The organism is Mycobacterium sp., assembly GCF_036490025.1.
Taxonomy (GTDB): domain Bacteria; phylum Actinomycetota; class Actinomycetes; order Mycobacteriales; family Mycobacteriaceae; genus Mycobacterium.
The window spans coordinates 1-14,680 of sequence record NZ_DASXEP010000066.1 but is presented as its reverse complement, the minus strand read 5'-3'; the positions used below and the strand labels follow the sequence as shown (position 1 = coordinate 14,680).

Genomic DNA, 14,680 nt, shown 5'->3' with positions numbered 1-14,680 from the left:
GAAGCCGACGCCCGGCTGATGGCGCACGCCGTGTTCGGTCTGCTCAACTCCACTCCGCACAGCCTCAAGACCGGCGACGGCAAGGCGGCGCGAGCCGCGCGCTCACGTGCGGTGATGCGGGCGATGACCGTTGCCGCCTTGAGCATGGGCGCCGAGCTTCAGTGACGAGCATTGCCAGTGTTCATCGGACTTTCGGCGCCGACGGTTGTGCTGCAGGTACCCTGCAGCAATGAGGTGGGCATGAGCGATCGACGTCATCCCGAGCACACCCGTTCAGGCCAAGAGCGCACTGACCAAACCCAACGACTGCACCAGCTCTACCCTCCGTACACCGACCCGGCCTATGGCGGCCAGTCGTTCTACCCGCCCCCTGACTCCTCCGGCTCGTCGCCCGATCCGAACCTCACCAACCCGACCGACAGGCTGCCCCAGTACTGGCTGCAGGGTCACCCCCCGCCGGATCAGACGCCGCAGGTGCCCGAGCACGGGCGACCGAAAGCACCGCGCTGGCTGTGGATCGCCGCGGTCGCGGCGGTGGTATTGGTCGCCGCATTGGTCATCGCTCTGGTGATCGCCAACGGCACGGCCAGGAAACAGACGGCAGTCCCCGCATTGCCGTCGCCGCCGAGTTCGCAGCGCCCGGTGCCGGCCACCTCCACATCGCCGGCGCCGTCGGCCAGCGCGCCGGCCACCACCGAGCCCAGCCAGCCCGCTGACGCGAGCGCGATGCAGACCGTGATTTACAACGTCACCGGCGACGGCCGCGCCATCAGCATCACCTACGTGGACAACGACGGGATGATGCAAACCGAATTCAACGTCGCGTTGCCGTGGACCAAGGAAGTCAGCCTGCCAGATTCGGGCAGCCGGACTCCCAATGTCACCATCGTGAATATCGGACACGACGTCACGTGTTCGGTGACTGTGGACGGACTCGAGATCATCCAGCGCAGCGGCGTTGGGTTGACGATCTGCAATGGGTCGGGCTGAGCCGGCTCAATCGACGCCTGCCACCAGGATTCGGTGCGGGGCACGCACAACGAGCAAGATCAGCAGCCCGACCACCATCACCAAACACAGACCGCCCATACCGGCGCGAACGGCGCCGAAAACGTCCACGAAGACCGAAAACAGCCATGGCGCCACGAACGACACCGCACGCCCGGTCATCGTGTAGAGGCCGAAGGCCACGCCCTCCTTTCCGGCGCTGGACATCCTCAGCAGCAGCGTCCGCGCCGACGCCTGCGCCGGTCCGATGAACACGCACAACAACAGTCCGCAAATCCAGAACGGGCGAGGCCCGGACACGACCATCATGGCCAGCCCCGCCGCGATGATGCAGACCAGTGATCCGACGATGACCGGCTTGGAGCCGACCCGGTCGTCCAAGAACCCGCCGAAGACGGCGCCCAGCGCCGCCACCACGCTGGCGGCCACCCCGAAGATCAGCACATCGGCCGGCGAGATCCCGTAGACGTTGACGCCGAGTACGCCACCGAAGGTGAAGACGCCGGCCAGGCCGTCGCGAAAGATCGCGCTGGCCACCAGGTAATACACCAGATTGCGGTCGCGGTGCCACTCGGTGACCAGGTCTCGCCACAGCTTTCGGTAGCTGCCAAGCACACCGCGCACGGGGCTGAAGAGCTCCGTCGGCGGCGGCAGCCGGTGCGCGGTCAACAGCAGCGGCGACGCGAACACCACGAACCAGCCGGCAGCCACCAGCATCGCCATCCGGACGTTCATACCGTCGCCGACGGGCAGTTGCAGAAACCCGCGGGTGTCCCCCTCGCCGGCGATACAGCCGAAGTAGGCGATGATCAAAAGTCCGACGCTGCCGACGAATGCCGCCGCCAAGCCAAAGCCGGAGATCCGGCCGGAGTTCTGCGGCGTCGAAAGCTGACGCAGCATGGCGTTGTACGGCACGCTGGCCAGATCGCCGCAGGCCGCGGCGGCCGCGAGTAGCACCAACCCCGGCCACAGGTATTCCGGGCGGTCACGGATCAGGCTCATGGCGCTCACCAGCGCCACCACCATGCCAGTCAGCACGGTCAAGGCGATGCGCCGCCGGCGGGAGTCCTCGACCCATACACCAATCAGCGGCGCCAGCATGGCGATCGTCAATCCGCCGATCGCCAGCGCGCGACCCAACCAGCTCGCCGGCGGCACGTCGCCCGCCAACCCCTTGCCGACCGTGCCGGTCAGATAGACCGAGAACACGAACGTCACCACGACGCCGCTCACGCCGGCCGAACCGGTGTCCCATAGTGCCCATGCCAGCGCCTGGGTTCGCTCGGTTCTGGGCGAACCGTCACTGCTGGAATCAGGCATCGTTGGTCTGTCTACCATTGGCGCATGCCGGTACCCGCCCCCAGCCCCGACGCTCGTGCCGTTGTCACCGGAGCCTCGCAGAACATCGGCGAGGCACTGGCCACCGAATTGGCCGCCCGCGGCCACAGCCTGATCATCACGGCACGGCGCGAAGATCTGCTCAACACCCTGGCTGCCAGCCTGACCGAGCAATACGGCGTCACCGTCGATGTCCGCCCCGCCGACCTCGCCGACACCGCCGAACGCGCAAAACTGGTCGACGAGTTGGTCACCCGGAACATCTCGATCCTGTGTGCCAACGCCGGCACGGCGACGTTCGGTTCGGTTTCCACCCTTGACGCCGCGACGGAACGGGCTCAGGTACAGCTGAACGCCATCGCGGTGCACGACTTGGTGCTGGCGGTGCTGCCGGGGATGATCGAGCGCAAGGCCGGCGGCATCTTGATTTCCGGTTCGGCAGCAGGCAATTCACCGATTCCCTACAACGCGACGTACGCGGCGACCAAAGCGTTCGCGAACACGTTCAGTGAGTCGTTGCGGGGCGAACTACGCAAAACCGGCGTACACGTCACGCTTTTGGCGCCGGGTCCGGTTCGCACCGATCTGCCGGACCCGTCCGAAGCGTCGATCGTCGAGAAGCTGGTTCCCGACTTCCTATGGATCTCCACCGAATACACCGCACGGAAGTCGCTGGATGCGTTGGCGCGCAACAAGATGCGTATTGTGCCCGGCGTGACGTCCAAGGCGATGTCGGTGGCCAGTCAGTACGCGCCACGCGCCATCGTCGCGCCGATCGTCGGAAGCTTCTATAAGCGGATGGGCGGCTGATCTATCGCCGGCGTTTGGTGCCGCCGAACTTGGTGCGGATGAACTGGAGGGCAACCGCCTTCAGAAATGCCTGGAAGCCACGACTTTCGAGGAGACGTCTAAACCAGCCCGCTTCCTCTGCAGGTTCGGGCGCATTCTTCGATCCGCTTTTAGCCGGCTGATCGGCTTGGGCCTGCGCCTTTTCGGCTTCGATCTTCTCAGATGCAGATTCACGGTCTTTGGTGTCACCGTAGGTCTGGTCCAAGCGGCTGGCTTTGGCCGCCGTCTTGATTGCGTCATCACCGATGGCGGCCATCAGGGAGCGAGGCGAGCGCAACCTGGTCCAGGCCACCGGAGTCGGGGCACCGCGTTCCGAGAGCACGGTGACGACGGCTTCCCCGATGCCCAGCGACGTCAACGCCGAAGCCAGGTCGTAGACATCGGTTTTGGGGTAGGTACGCACCGTTTTCGTCAGCGCCTTCTGATCATCGGGCGTGAACGCACGCAGGGCGTGCTGGATCCGGGCCCCCAATTGGGACAGCACCTCGTTGGGCACATCGGTAGGCAACTGGGTGCAGAAGAAGACGCCGACCCCCCGAGAGCGGATCAGCTTCACCGTCTGCTCGACCTGGTCGAGGAATGCCTTGGACGCGTCAGCGAACAGCAGGTGCGCTTCGTCGAAGAAGAAGACGAGCTTGGGTTTGTCGATGTCGCCGACCTCGGGCAAGGACCTGAAAAGGTCGGATAGCACCCACATCAAGAACGTGGAGAACAACACCGGGCGGGCGGACTGGTCCCCAAGTTCCAGCAGTGAGATGACCCCGTGACCGTTGTCCTGACGCAACAGGTCATCGGGCTTGAGTTCCGGCTCGCCGAAAAATGTGTCGGCGCCTTCGGCTTCCAGATTGACCAAAGCGCGCAGGATGACGCCGGCCGTTTGCGCAGAAACGCCGCCAAGCGCTTTCAGATCGGCTTTGCCGGCGTCGCTGGTGAGTTTTGCTATCACCGCGCGCAGGTCTTTCAGGTCCAGCAGCTCGTAGTTGTTCTGCTCGGCATAGTGGAAAATCAAGCCCAGTGTTGATTCTTGAGTGCTGTTGAGCCCCAATACTTTCGAAAGGAGAGTAGGTCCGAAGCTCGCGATGGTCGCCCGCACGGGAACGCCAATCCCTTTGGTCCCCAACGACAAGAATTCGACTGGGAAGCCGTTGGACTCCCAGTTGTCTCCGGTTTCCTTGGCGCGCGCGGTGATCTTGTCGCTGCTCTCTCCGGGGCGCGACAGGCCGGACAGGTCACCTTTGACGTCGGCCATCAGCACGGGCACACCTGCTGCCGAGAGTTGCTCGGCGATCACCTGCAGCGTCTTGGTCTTGCCGGTGCCGGTCGCGCCGGCCACCAGACCGTGCCGGTTGACGGTGGCCAACGGGATGCGAATTTGCGCGGTCGGGTCGGTCTTGCCGTCGATGACGACGGTGCCCAACTCCAGGGCCTGGCCCTCGACCGCGTAGCCGGCTGCGATCTGCTGCGCCGGGGCCGTTGCCGATGCGCTGCCCGGGGTCGACTCGGAGCTCATGGTGACGTCTGCCTCTCCACTCGTGGGCCTAGTGCGGACACCGCACGACCTTACTTGCTGTCACGCTCAGGTGGGGTGCCTGCAGGCCCGCCAGCGAACTTTGCTTACTGTGAACGCTGTGCGGGACCAACTGGTGTGGATCGACTGCGAGATGACCGGCCTGGACCTGGGCTCGGACAAGTTGATCGAGATCGCCGTCCTCGTCACTGACGCTGAGCTGAACATCCTTGGCGACGGCGTCGACGTGGTGATCCACGCAGACGATGCGGCGGTGTCCTCGATGGTCGACGTTGTGACCGAGATGCATACGCGGTCCGGGCTCATCGAAGAGGTGCGGGCGTCGACCGTGGACTTGGCGACGGCCGAGGCGGCGGCGCTGGACTACATCCGTCAACATGTCAAGCAAGCCAAAACGGCACCGCTGGCGGGCAACTCGATCGCCACCGACCGCGGCTTCATCGCACGCGACATGCCCGCTCTGGACTCGTTTCTGCACTACCGGATGATCGATGTGAGCTCGATCAAAGAGTTGTGCCGCCGTTGGTATCCGCGGATCTACTACGGCCAGCCCGCCAAGGGTCTCGCGCACCGCGCACTGGCCGATATCCACGAATCCATTCGCGAGCTGCAGTACTACCGGCGCACCGCATTCGTGTCGCCACCGGGTCCCACCACCAGCGAGATCGCCGTCGTGGCCGAGGAGCTCGGCGCTGAACCGCCCACGCCGGCGGGAATGGATTCGCCCGCTGAGGGCTCGACCGGCTAGTATCGACGACGCTGCTACGGCACCTCGAGTGACCGGCCGGCAGCAATGGTGGGTGTAGTTCAGTTGGTAGAGCGTCAGGTTGTGATCCTGAATGTCGCGGGTTCGAGTCCCGTCACTCACCCCAAATAGGCGTCATGGTCGGCGCTGCCCGGCGTAACGCCGATTACGAGCTGCGAGCCTTTGCATCTCCAGCTCGAACGCCACCTCTGCGGTGATAGCGATGACGCCGACGGCCACACCGACCACTCGCCACAGGACGTGGCCGCCGAATACCGCAAGTTGGTCGCGGACGTTGCGACTGACCACCGCCTCGGTTGGTCGATCGCGAGTTTCATTCACAGCTCGAGGGTAAAAGCGCACAGGCACACTCGCCCACTCGGGCATGTCGGCGCTCAATTACCTTGCAAAACAACAGGTATCGCCAACCTGATCAACGGGTTACGTCTTGGCGTTGCCAGCGTGCCACTGATCCCACGGGATGTTCCAGTCGCCGAGGCCTTCGGTCCCGGACAGCCGCGGGCCGAGGGTGTTGAGCACCTCGACGATGTCGCCACGCTTGGTGTGCTCGTAGAACCATTGCGCGTTGCTGGGGCTCACATTCAGACAGCCGTGGCTGGTGTTGGTGTGGCCCTGGGCACCCACCGACCACGGCGCCGAATGCACGAATACACCGCTGTAGGACATCTGGGTGGCGAAATCCACCTCGGTGCGATATCCGTTGGGCGAGTTGACCGGTACGCCATAGGTCGACGAATCCATGATCATGTGCGCGAATCGCAGACCGAGAATGTAGGTACCGCTGGCGGTGGGAGTGCTGTCTTTGCCCATCGACGTCGGCATGGTCTTGACGACATCACCGTTGACCCGCACCGTCACCATCTTGGTGTTGTCGTCGGCGGTCGCGATGACTTCATCACCGATGGTGAAGTGTGAGCGCACGTTGTCCTCACCGAATACGCCGTTACCCAGATCGACACCATAGGTGTTCACCGCGATGTTCACGGCTGTCCCCGGCTTCCAGAAATGCTCAGGGCGCCAACGTACTTCACGGTTGTTCAACCAGTAGAACGCCCCCTCGACGGGCGGGTCGGTCGTCACCACGATGGCCTTCTCAGCCGCCTCGCGGTTGCCGATGTTCTCGTCGAACTGGATCGCCACCGGCTCGCCGACGCCCACCACCTCGCCGTCGTGCGGCATGGCGTACGGCATGGCCAGGTTCTGCGGCGAGTGAGTATGGAACGTCAGCTGGCGGGTGGCCGTTCCGCCCAGCCCGCGCGCTTTGGCGGTCAGCGTGTAGAGCCTGTTGTAGCCCAACCGCTCGGTGGTCGACCAGTGCACGCCGTCGGGGCTGAGTCGGCCGTCGACGGTCCCACCGTTTTCGTTGACCATGTCGACGGAAGCCAGCACACCGTCGTCAGCGCTCACCGTCACCGGGCTGTCCACCGCCACGCCGACAGCACCGTCGGTCACCGACGTGCTGAGTTTGGGGACCAGCAGGTCACCGAATGGCGTGGCCTTGTCCATGATGGCCCGGGGCGCCGGGGCGCGCCCGCCGCCGCTGCAGGCGCCCGCGCCGAAAACGGCGAGCGGCACCATCAGCACGGCCAGCAACTGCCGGCAACCATGCTTAGACCTGATCCAGCGGCCAGCCACCTGCGCTGTTCCCCCTTGCGACGCGTATTGCTGTGTTACTGGGGAGTAGTCTAAGGCGTAGACGACTGTCAACAGTCCCCAGCGATTCATCTCAGGCTCGACGATTTCGTCCGCCGCCGGAATGGCTGTTATTGTCGCAAACGCAGTCCGTCAGGACGCACGCGCCGTTAGCTCAGTTGGTAGAGCAGCTGACTCTTAATCAGCGGGTCCGGGGTTCGAAACCCTGACGGCGCACTTCAAAAGCTGCCGAGGTTCACCGCGTCACCTGTTACGAATCCGGCGCACCGCCAAGGTGGCCGCGAGTGCTGCAATTGCGGCCAGCGAAACCGCCACCGCGGGCTTCTTGACAAACCCGATCGCCAGGGCTTTGGCGTCTTCGGCGAGTCGGCGGGGATTGGCCCGCACAGCCAGCGAGTCGACGGTCGACGCGAGCTGGTCGCGGGCCTTGTCGATCTCTTGCTTGATGGTGTCGGGATCCCGCTCCGCCACTCTCGTCCTCCCTGTCGTCGGCGAACCACGACCAGGCTCGGTCTAGGTTGGTGCCTGCCGACCTACCCTAGATCAGCCGGCACGCATCCCACCTGCCGGTGAACAGAAAGGCAGCTTCGTGACCGACACCGCACGCCTCGCGCCGGGCGACAAAGCGCCCGCCTTTACACTGCCTGACGCCGACGGCAAGAAGGTCTCGCTGGCCGACTACAAGGGCCGGCGCGTCATCGTCTACTTCTACCCGGCGGCGTCGACCCCTGGCTGCACCAAACAGGCCTGCGACTTCCGCGACAGCCTGGGCGAGCTCAGCGGGGCCGGCCTCGACGTCGTCGGCATCTCCCCTGACAAGCCGGAGAAGCTGGCCAAGTTCCGTGACGCCGAGGGCCTGACCTTTCCGCTGCTGTCCGACCCCGAGCGCAAAGTGCTGACGGCCTGGGGCGCCTACGGCGAAAAGCAGATGTACGGCAAGACCGTCACCGGTGTGATCCGCTCGACGTTCGTCGTCGACGAGAAGGGCAAGATCGCCGTGGCCCAGTACAACGTGAAGGCCACCGGACACGTGGCCAAGCTGCGCCGCGACCTGTCGGTCTAGGCGATGGCGATCACCGAGTGAAACCGCCATTCCGTCTCGGCGGTCAGACGCGGGCCCGACGCCCTCCCTGCGAGACTTCGTCGATTCACGCTCCGATGGAGCACAGCCGACCCTAGCTTGGGAGTGCCGCTGATGACTTGGTGGATTGTGAACTACATCCCATCGTGGGTGCTGCTCACCGGCCTGATCGTGCTCATCGCGGGCGGAGCGGTGCTGCTCCAGAGATACGTGCGTCGGCGGTTCCCGGTCCTTGCAGGTGACGCGCACAACGACGTCACCAAGTTCACCTACGGCTTCATCGGGTTCGTCTATGCCTTCTTCATCGGATTCGTCGTCTCCTCCATGTGGGGTCAGAACAACGCCGCAGACGGCAACGCACGCACCGAGGGTGCAGCAGCGGCGCAGATGGCCAGAGACGCAGTCGTTTTCGATACGTCCGATAAGGACCGCATCCGGCAGAGTCTGCTGACGTATGAACACGCCGCCATCGCTGAATGGCCGCACGCCGGGAATAGTCGCTCACCAGATGCCGACACCGCCCTGGCCCGCCTATACCAGGCCTACGGCGGCGTCGCCGCAAAGACGGACACCCAGAAGACTCTGCTCGCGACGTCCTTTTCCAACCTCGACAAGATCAGCCAGGCACGCACCGTGCGACTACTCACTGCCCGCGAAGACGCCGGACTCCCCTGGCCGTTCTGGGCGGTCATCTTCGTGACAAGCAGTCTGGTCATCGGCACCATGATCATCTACGGGGTCGAAAAACCCATCCTGCACTATCCGATGGTGGCCATCGTCGCCGTTATCGTTGCCACCAACCTCTTCCTCGTCATTGAACTGGCACACCCCTATGTCGGCGCGGTATCAACCAGCTCGGACCCATTGCAAGAAGTGGTCGCGGTACTGTCCCAACCCGTCTCATAACCGGCTTTTCCGTGGCCATTATTGGGTCAGGCCAAGTTCGCCAGCAACAGCGCCTCAGCGGTCGCGGCCCGCTCCAGCACCCCCAGGTGCAGGCTCTCGTTGACGCTGTGTGCCTGCGTCGCGGGGTCCTCCACACCGGTAACCAGGATTGCCGCGTTCGGGAAAGCGGCGGCGAACTCGGCGATGAACGGGATCGAGCCGCCCATGCCCATCTCGACGGGCTCAGTCCCCCAGGCCTGCCGGAACGCCGCCCGAGCGGCGTCGTATACCGGCCCGGAGCCGTCGATGGCGTACGGCTGCCCGACATCTCCGGGCGTCACGGTCACGTGTGCACCCCACGGCGCGTGCTGCTCCAGATGGGTGCGCAACGCGTCCAGGTGCGCGGCGGCGTCACCGCCGGGAGCGACCCGCATACTCACTTTCGCACGGGCGCGTGGGATCAGCGTGTTCGACGATGCCGCAATGGATGTGGTGTCGATGCCGATGACCGTGATCGCCGGTTTGGACCACAGCCGCTGCGGCACCGAGCCGGAACCGATTTCGGCCACGCCGTCAAGCAATCCCGATTCGGCCCGCACCCGCTCGTCGGGATAATCCACTGCCGCGGCGGTGCTTTCGTGGAGGCCCGCCACCGCCACGTTGCCGTCGTCGTCGTGCAGGCTGGCCAGCAGGCGCACCAGCACCGACACTGCGTCGGGCACCACACCACCCCATAGGCCTGAGTGCAGGCCGTGATCAAGCGTGGCGACCTCGACCACGCAGTCGGCCAGTCCGCGCAGCGATACCGTCAGCGCCGGGATGTCGGTACTCCAATTGTCCGAATCGGCAATGACGATCACATCTGCGGCCAGCGCATCGCGATGGGCGACCAGCAGTCGGCCCAACGACGGCGAACCGGACTCTTCCTCACCTTCGACGAACACCGTCACCCCGACCGGCGGCTGACCGCCGTGCGCCCGGAACGCCGCCAAATGTGTTGCGATACCGGCCTTGTCGTCGGCGCTGCCCCGCCCGTAGAGTCGGCCATCGCGCTCGGACGGCTCGAACGGCGGCGACGTCCATTGGGCAGGGTCGCCCTCGGGCTGCACATCATGGTGGGCGTACAGCAGCACGGTCGGCGCTCCGGGCGGTGCCGCATGACGCGCGATGACCGCGGGTGCACCGCCTTCGCTGACGATCTGAACGTCACCAAAACCCGCCTGCGACAACAGGTCTGCAGTAGCTTGTGCGCTGCGGTGCACCTGGTCGCGGCGGGCCGGGTCGGCCCACACCGATTGGATACGCACCAGATTCTCCAGATCGTCGCGCACCGAAGGCAGTACCTCGCGCACGCGTTCGACTAGATCGCTCATGGTCTTCGAGGCTAGTCGGCCTCCAGGATGGCTACCGCGGCCGCGGTGCCGGCTTCGTGCGTCAACGACACGTGGATCGTGACGTCCTTCAAATGCTTGGCGATGTCGCCGGTCAACCGCACCCGCGGTCGGCCCCACATATCGGTGACGACCTCGATGTCGCGGTGGATGTCCTCGCGCAACACCGGCCGCTGGGAAAACCGCGACCCGGACCAGGCCTTGATCACCGCTTCCTTGGCCGCCCACCGCGCCGCCAGGTGGCGCGCGGCCGACGAACTCTTGTCCGAGGCGTCACGCCGCTCGCCTGGCGTAAATGTCTCGGCAAAGACCGTTCCGGGCTGATCGACCTGCTCCGCGAACTCAGCAATGGAGACAAGGTCTATCCCCACTCCGACGATGCCCATTGGCGCCGCTCCTCCTCATCACAAAGCTCTGCATCATCGCTGCGCTCTGCATCGTCGCTGGCGCGGCTCATGCGCAGAAACCTATCGGACCTTCACCGGGGGTGGTCAAAGACGGTAAAGGTCGCCGTCGCCCAATCGCGCCGTCGCGTCGAGCAACATCGTCGCTTCCTGCCGCTTCTCGGACACCTCGTGGTCGAAGCGACGGTCGGCGGGCCGCTCGTACAGCGGGCGGCCGCCGGCGATCGCCGACGCCAGTCGGCGCTGCCCGGCCAGCAGCCGAGCGTCGGCCCGTCGCTGGTAATCCGCGCGCTGGTCGGCGTCCAGAGTGGCCAGGAAGGCCTGCGGGTGCACCAGCGCGACCAGGCCGGACACGTGGCCGAACCCGAGGCTGGTCACCAGCCCGGCCTTCAGCGGGAACTTCTCGCCGAGTCGCAGCGTGTCGCGGACCCAGACGAAGTGCGCGGAGTCCGCGAGTTCGTCGTCGACGCAATCCAGGCTCCGGTTGGGCGGGATCACCCCATCGCGCAGGATCTGGCACAGCCCCATCATCTGGAAGACCGCCGCGCCGCCCTTGGCGTGCCCGGTAAGGCTCTTCTGCGACACGATGAACAGCGGCGCCCCGCGAGAGCGGCCGAGCGAATCGGCCAGCCGCTCATGCAGTTCGGTCTCGTTGGGGTCGTTAGCCAACGTCGAGGTGTCGTGCTTGGAGATCACCGCGACGTCGTCGGCGCCGACGCCGAGCTTGGCCAGCGATCGGGCCAGCTGCGAATCCTTGCCGCCACGGCCGGCACCCAGCGCGCCCAGGCCCGGGGCCGGGATCGAGGTATGCACACCGTCGGCGAACGACTGCGCGTAGCCCACCACGGCCAGCACGGGCAGACCCATCTTGACCGCGAGGTCGCCGCGGGCCAGCAGGATGGTGCCGCCGCCTTGGGCTTCCAGGAAGCCGAGCCGGCGCCGGTCGTTGGGCCGGGAGAACTTCGAGTCCGCAATGCCCCGGCCGCGCATCATGGCGGTGTCGGCGGTGGCGGCCATGTCACCGAAGCCGATGATGGCCTCCAGCGTCAGGTCGTCGAAGCCGCCCGTGACCACCAGCTCGGCCTTGCCCAGGCGGATCTTGTCCATGCCCTCCTCGACCGAGACCGCCGCGGTGGCACACGCGCCAACCGGGTGGATCATCGCGCCGTAGCTGCCGATATAGGACTGAACCACATGAGCGGCAACGACATTCGGCAGAACTTCCTGCAAGATGTCGTTCGGCTTGTTCCGGCCGAGCAGGTTGCCGTGATACATCGTCTGCATCGACGTCATGCCACCCATGCCGGTGCCCTGGGTGCTGGCCACCAAGCCCGGGTGCACCCATCGCATCAGCTCGGTCGGCGTGAAGCCCGACGAGAGGAACGCGTCGACGGTCGCGACGATGTTCCACAACGCCACCCGGTCGACCGAGGTGGCCATGTCCGGGCTGATGCCGAACACCGTCGGGTCGAACCGGGTGGGGATCTGCGCACCGACGGTCCGCGACAGCTTGGTCTTGCGCGGGACGCGAATCTCGGTGCCCGCCTTACGGGTAACCTGCCAGTCGCTCGAGCCCGGGACCGGCTGGACCACCGTGTGCTCGGCGTCGAACTGGGCGAACCCGCGGGCGTCGGCCTCCGATGAGACGACGAACGTGAAGTCCTTGTCCAGGAACACACTCACCATGAGTGGCGACGCGTGATCGGGATCGATAGCGCCGTCGTCGACGAACTCGCGGATGCCGACGCGTTCGATCACCACGTCGTGGTAGCGCTCGACCAACTCGGCTTCGTCGACCAGGTCGCCGGATTCGGTGTCATACCAGCCTGGTGTCGGGTCGTCTTCCCACTTGATCAAGCCTGTGGTCCAAGCCAACTCGAGCACGCCGGCTGCCGACAGTTCGTTGTCGACCTCCACCTCGAAGCGAGTCCGCGACGAGCCGTACGGACCGAGTTCGGCACCGCCGACGATGACTACCAACTCGGAGGGGTCGATGTCGAGGTCATCCCACACCGGCGGGGGCGCCGGGGTGAAGCCGCGCGGCGGCGACGGCAATGCCGCAATAGTCTCCTGCCCGTCGGCCTCACTGTCGATGACAGCGTCCGCCGTCATCTCCTCGCGGGCCTTGGCGGCCAGCTCGGCCATATCGAGGTCGACATCGCCGAGCCCGCCGGTGAAGTCGACCTTGATCGGCGCGGTCGCCGCGGCCGCTCTCGACTCGATGTCGCAGAGCCCCAGCAGCATTTCGGCCATCTCGTCGGTGGAATAGGTTGTCACACCGGCTTCTTCGACGGCGCTGACGATCGCATCGTTGTGGCCCATCAGCCCGGTTCCACGGGTCCAACCGATCAACGCGTGGGCCAGGCTGACTCGCTGCGCCCACGACGACTCGGCTCCCCATCGCGTCACCACCGCATCCAGCGCCGACTTGGCTTCACCGTAGGCGCCGTCACCGCCGAACATGCCGCGATTGGGCGAGCCCGGCAGCACCACGTGCAGTCGCGAGGCGATGTCGCGCTCGGCGCCGATCCTGGACAGACCGCCGATCAGCCGCTGCACGGCCCACAGCAGCACCTTCATCTCCATCTCGGAGCGCGAACCGGCCTCGGACAGGTCGCCGACCACCCGCGGCGCCGCGAACGGGAACAGCAGCGTCGGGGTCTGCGCATTCTTGATGTGAATCGACTGCGGCCCAAGGCTTTCGGACTGCTCGTGGCCGATCCATTCGACGAGCGCATCGATGTCGGAGTAGGACGCCATGTTGGCGGCGACCACCCACAGGGAAGCACCGAAGCGGGCGTGGTCACGGTACAGCGTGCGGTAAAAGGCCAACCGGTCGTCGTCGAGCTTCGAGGTCGTCGCGATGACGGTGGCACCGCCGTCGAGCAGCTGTCCGACCACCGACGCGGCGATCGAGCCCTTCGATGCACCGGTGATCACCGCGACGTGGTCGTGGTACTTGCCGTTGTCCGGGTTCTCCGCACCGGCAGCGATCCGGCCGTACAGCGACGCGTGGACCTGACGCCCGGCCGCCAGAGCCTTGCCCTGCCACCAGGTCGCCTGCGTCGCCACCACGTGGCCGGCGCCCTCGAAACGCTCCGAGAGCCGTGCCCAGTCGGCGTTGGCCTCGTCTTCGTCGACCAGCCACAGCTTGACCAGATCTTCGCGGGCGCTGGCCCATCGGTCGTCGAACACCACGGCTTTCTTGCCGTCGAACACCGGTGCCACCAGACGCGGCCAGTCGGCGCCCAGTTCGGCGGTGACCAGGTCGATCAGCTCGGCGTCGGTCGTGGCCGGTGGCACACTGACCGGGTCGTCGAATCCCAGCTGGCCCAGCACCAGACGGGCCGCCGAAGCGAGCACGCCGTCGCGGCCGGTGATCTGTTCGGTGAACTCGCCGAGCGCGGCCGCGTCGACGGTCGCACCGCCGCCACCACCGGTCGACGGCAACGCCACCGCGATCCCGCGGCGTGCGGCCACGGCCGTGACCGCGGCATCGATGACGCTGTCGACGGCGCCGGCGTCAGCCAGCGCACCCTCGTGCAGGTGGCCCATCGTGCCGCCACGAACGCTGGTGCCCTCGCGGGTCCCCAGCACGACCTCGACGGTGACGTGCTTGACCCATCCTTCGCCGAGTTCCCAGGTCTTGGTCACCCGCTCGGCGATCGCCGCCGGCCGTTTACCGGACGGACCCAGGATCGTGCGCAGCTGGTCGTTGATCGCGTCGGAAAGCACTGGGCCGTAAGGCTTGTAGGTGCGTGCCAGCTTGGTGACCTG

13 protein-coding genes, 2 tRNA genes and 1 pseudogene are annotated in these 14,680 nt (G+C 65.8%); 8 read left to right on the top strand and 8 right to left on the bottom strand.

Annotated features, from left to right (window positions below):
• Together VGG53_RS07385 and VGG53_RS07380 are read left to right on the top strand one after the other, a co-directional pair.
• Positions 1–165: pseudogene (locus VGG53_RS07385) on the top strand (TetR/AcrR family transcriptional regulator); the annotation flags it as partial.
• Positions 166–240: 75 nt separating this feature from the next.
• Entirely contained in the window at positions 241–990 is a 750-nt protein-coding gene (locus VGG53_RS07380; protein WP_331517384.1) for an MmpS family transport accessory protein, read from the top strand.
• Positions 991–996: 6 nt separating this feature from the next.
• Here the strand turns inward: VGG53_RS07380 and VGG53_RS07375 are convergent, their stop codons facing one another.
• Complete coding sequence (locus VGG53_RS07375) at positions 997–2,328, bottom strand: MFS transporter (RefSeq protein ID WP_331517382.1); 1,332 nt, start codon at positions 2,326–2,328, stop codon at positions 997–999.
• Positions 2,329–2,352: 24 nt separating this feature from the next.
• Here VGG53_RS07375 and cmrA point away from each other — a divergent pair, with 24 nt between their 5' ends.
• Positions 2,353–3,156 carry a mycolate reductase gene (gene cmrA, locus VGG53_RS07370; RefSeq protein ID WP_331517381.1) on the top strand — a complete coding sequence of 268 codons (804 nt, stop codon included), beginning with the start codon at positions 2,353–2,355 and terminating at the stop codon, positions 3,154–3,156.
• 1 nt (position 3,157) lies between these two features.
• Here cmrA and VGG53_RS07365 read toward each other — a convergent pair whose 3' ends face one another.
• Complete coding sequence (locus VGG53_RS07365; protein WP_331517379.1) at positions 3,158–4,705, bottom strand: helicase HerA-like domain-containing protein; 1,548 nt, start codon at positions 4,703–4,705, stop codon at positions 3,158–3,160.
• A 118-nt stretch (positions 4,706–4,823) separates the two neighbouring features.
• On the opposite strand from VGG53_RS07365, the gene orn reads away from it, so the two are divergent.
• Together orn and VGG53_RS07355 are read left to right on the top strand one after the other, a co-directional pair.
• Positions 4,824–5,471: an oligoribonuclease gene (gene orn, locus VGG53_RS07360; RefSeq protein ID WP_331517378.1), complete on the top strand. Its 648-nt coding sequence runs from the start codon at positions 4,824–4,826 to the stop codon at positions 5,469–5,471.
• Positions 5,472–5,519: 48 nt separating this feature from the next.
• Positions 5,520–5,595 (top strand) — tRNA-His (locus VGG53_RS07355).
• Positions 5,596–5,603: 8 nt separating this feature from the next.
• Here VGG53_RS07355 and VGG53_RS07350 read toward each other — a convergent pair.
• Complete coding sequence (locus tag VGG53_RS07350) at positions 5,604–5,810, bottom strand: hypothetical protein (protein ID WP_331517377.1); 207 nt, start codon at positions 5,808–5,810, stop codon at positions 5,604–5,606.
• Between the two features lie 99 nt (positions 5,811–5,909).
• Positions 5,910–7,067, bottom strand: coding sequence for a L,D-transpeptidase (locus VGG53_RS07345; RefSeq protein WP_331517385.1), 1,158 nt, complete (start codon positions 7,065–7,067; stop codon positions 5,910–5,912).
• Between the two features lie 218 nt (positions 7,068–7,285).
• On the opposite strand from VGG53_RS07345, the gene VGG53_RS07340 reads away from it, so the two are divergent.
• A tRNA-Lys gene (locus VGG53_RS07340) sits at positions 7,286–7,358 on the top strand.
• Positions 7,359–7,385: 27 nt separating this feature from the next.
• Here the strand turns inward: VGG53_RS07340 and VGG53_RS07335 are convergent.
• A complete protein-coding gene (locus VGG53_RS07335) occupies positions 7,386–7,613 on the bottom strand; it encodes a DUF3618 domain-containing protein (RefSeq protein WP_331517376.1) in 228 nt (75 codons plus the stop codon).
• Positions 7,614–7,731: 118 nt separating this feature from the next.
• On the opposite strand from VGG53_RS07335, the gene bcp reads away from it, so the two are divergent.
• The gene (gene bcp, locus VGG53_RS07330) at positions 7,732–8,205 is read left to right on the top strand and encodes a thioredoxin-dependent thiol peroxidase (RefSeq protein ID WP_331517375.1); all 474 of its coding nucleotides are present in this window, start codon (positions 7,732–7,734) and stop codon (positions 8,203–8,205) included.
• A 132-nt stretch (positions 8,206–8,337) separates the two neighbouring features.
• Positions 8,338–9,129 carry a hypothetical protein gene (locus VGG53_RS07325; RefSeq protein ID WP_331517374.1) on the top strand — a complete coding sequence of 264 codons (792 nt, stop codon included), beginning with the start codon at positions 8,338–8,340 and terminating at the stop codon, positions 9,127–9,129.
• A 26-nt stretch (positions 9,130–9,155) separates the two neighbouring features.
• Here the strand turns inward: VGG53_RS07325 and VGG53_RS07320 are convergent, their stop codons facing one another.
• From VGG53_RS07320 to VGG53_RS07310, 3 genes are all read right to left on the bottom strand, one after another.
• Positions 9,156–10,481, bottom strand: a complete 1,326-nt coding sequence (locus VGG53_RS07320) for a dipeptidase (protein ID WP_331517373.1) — start codon at positions 10,479–10,481, stop codon at positions 9,156–9,158.
• Between the two features lie 11 nt (positions 10,482–10,492).
• The gene (locus VGG53_RS07315) at positions 10,493–10,885 is read right to left on the bottom strand and encodes a holo-ACP synthase (protein WP_331517372.1); all 393 of its coding nucleotides are present in this window, start codon (positions 10,883–10,885) and stop codon (positions 10,493–10,495) included.
• A gap of 105 nt (positions 10,886–10,990) precedes the next feature.
• The coding region (locus VGG53_RS07310; RefSeq protein ID WP_331517371.1) for a beta-ketoacyl synthase N-terminal-like domain-containing protein at positions 10,991–14,680 on the bottom strand (3,690 nt) is incomplete at its 5' end.

Excerpts from the sequence above, each read along its gene's own strand:
- cmrA (WP_331517381.1), top strand. The coding sequence starts at position 2,353 with ATGCCGGTACCCGCCCCCAGCCCCGACGCTCGTGCCGTTGTCACCGGA.
- VGG53_RS07375 (WP_331517382.1), bottom strand. The coding sequence starts at position 2,328 with ATGCCTGATTCCAGCAGTGACGGTTCGCCCAGAACCGAGCGAACCCAG.
- VGG53_RS07345 (WP_331517385.1), bottom strand. The coding sequence starts at position 7,067 with ATGGTGCCGCTCGCCGTTTTCGGCGCGGGCGCCTGCAGCGGCGGCGGG.
- VGG53_RS07320 (WP_331517373.1), bottom strand. The coding sequence starts at position 10,481 with ATGAGCGATCTAGTCGAACGCGTGCGCGAGGTACTGCCTTCGGTGCGC.
- VGG53_RS07380 (WP_331517384.1), top strand. The coding sequence starts at position 241 with ATGAGCGATCGACGTCATCCCGAGCACACCCGTTCAGGCCAAGAGCGC.
- VGG53_RS07315 (WP_331517372.1), bottom strand. The coding sequence starts at position 10,885 with ATGGGCATCGTCGGAGTGGGGATAGACCTTGTCTCCATTGCTGAGTTC.
- VGG53_RS07325 (WP_331517374.1), top strand. The coding sequence starts at position 8,338 with ATGACTTGGTGGATTGTGAACTACATCCCATCGTGGGTGCTGCTCACC.
- VGG53_RS07365 (WP_331517379.1), bottom strand. The coding sequence starts at position 4,705 with ATGAGCTCCGAGTCGACCCCGGGCAGCGCATCGGCAACGGCCCCGGCG.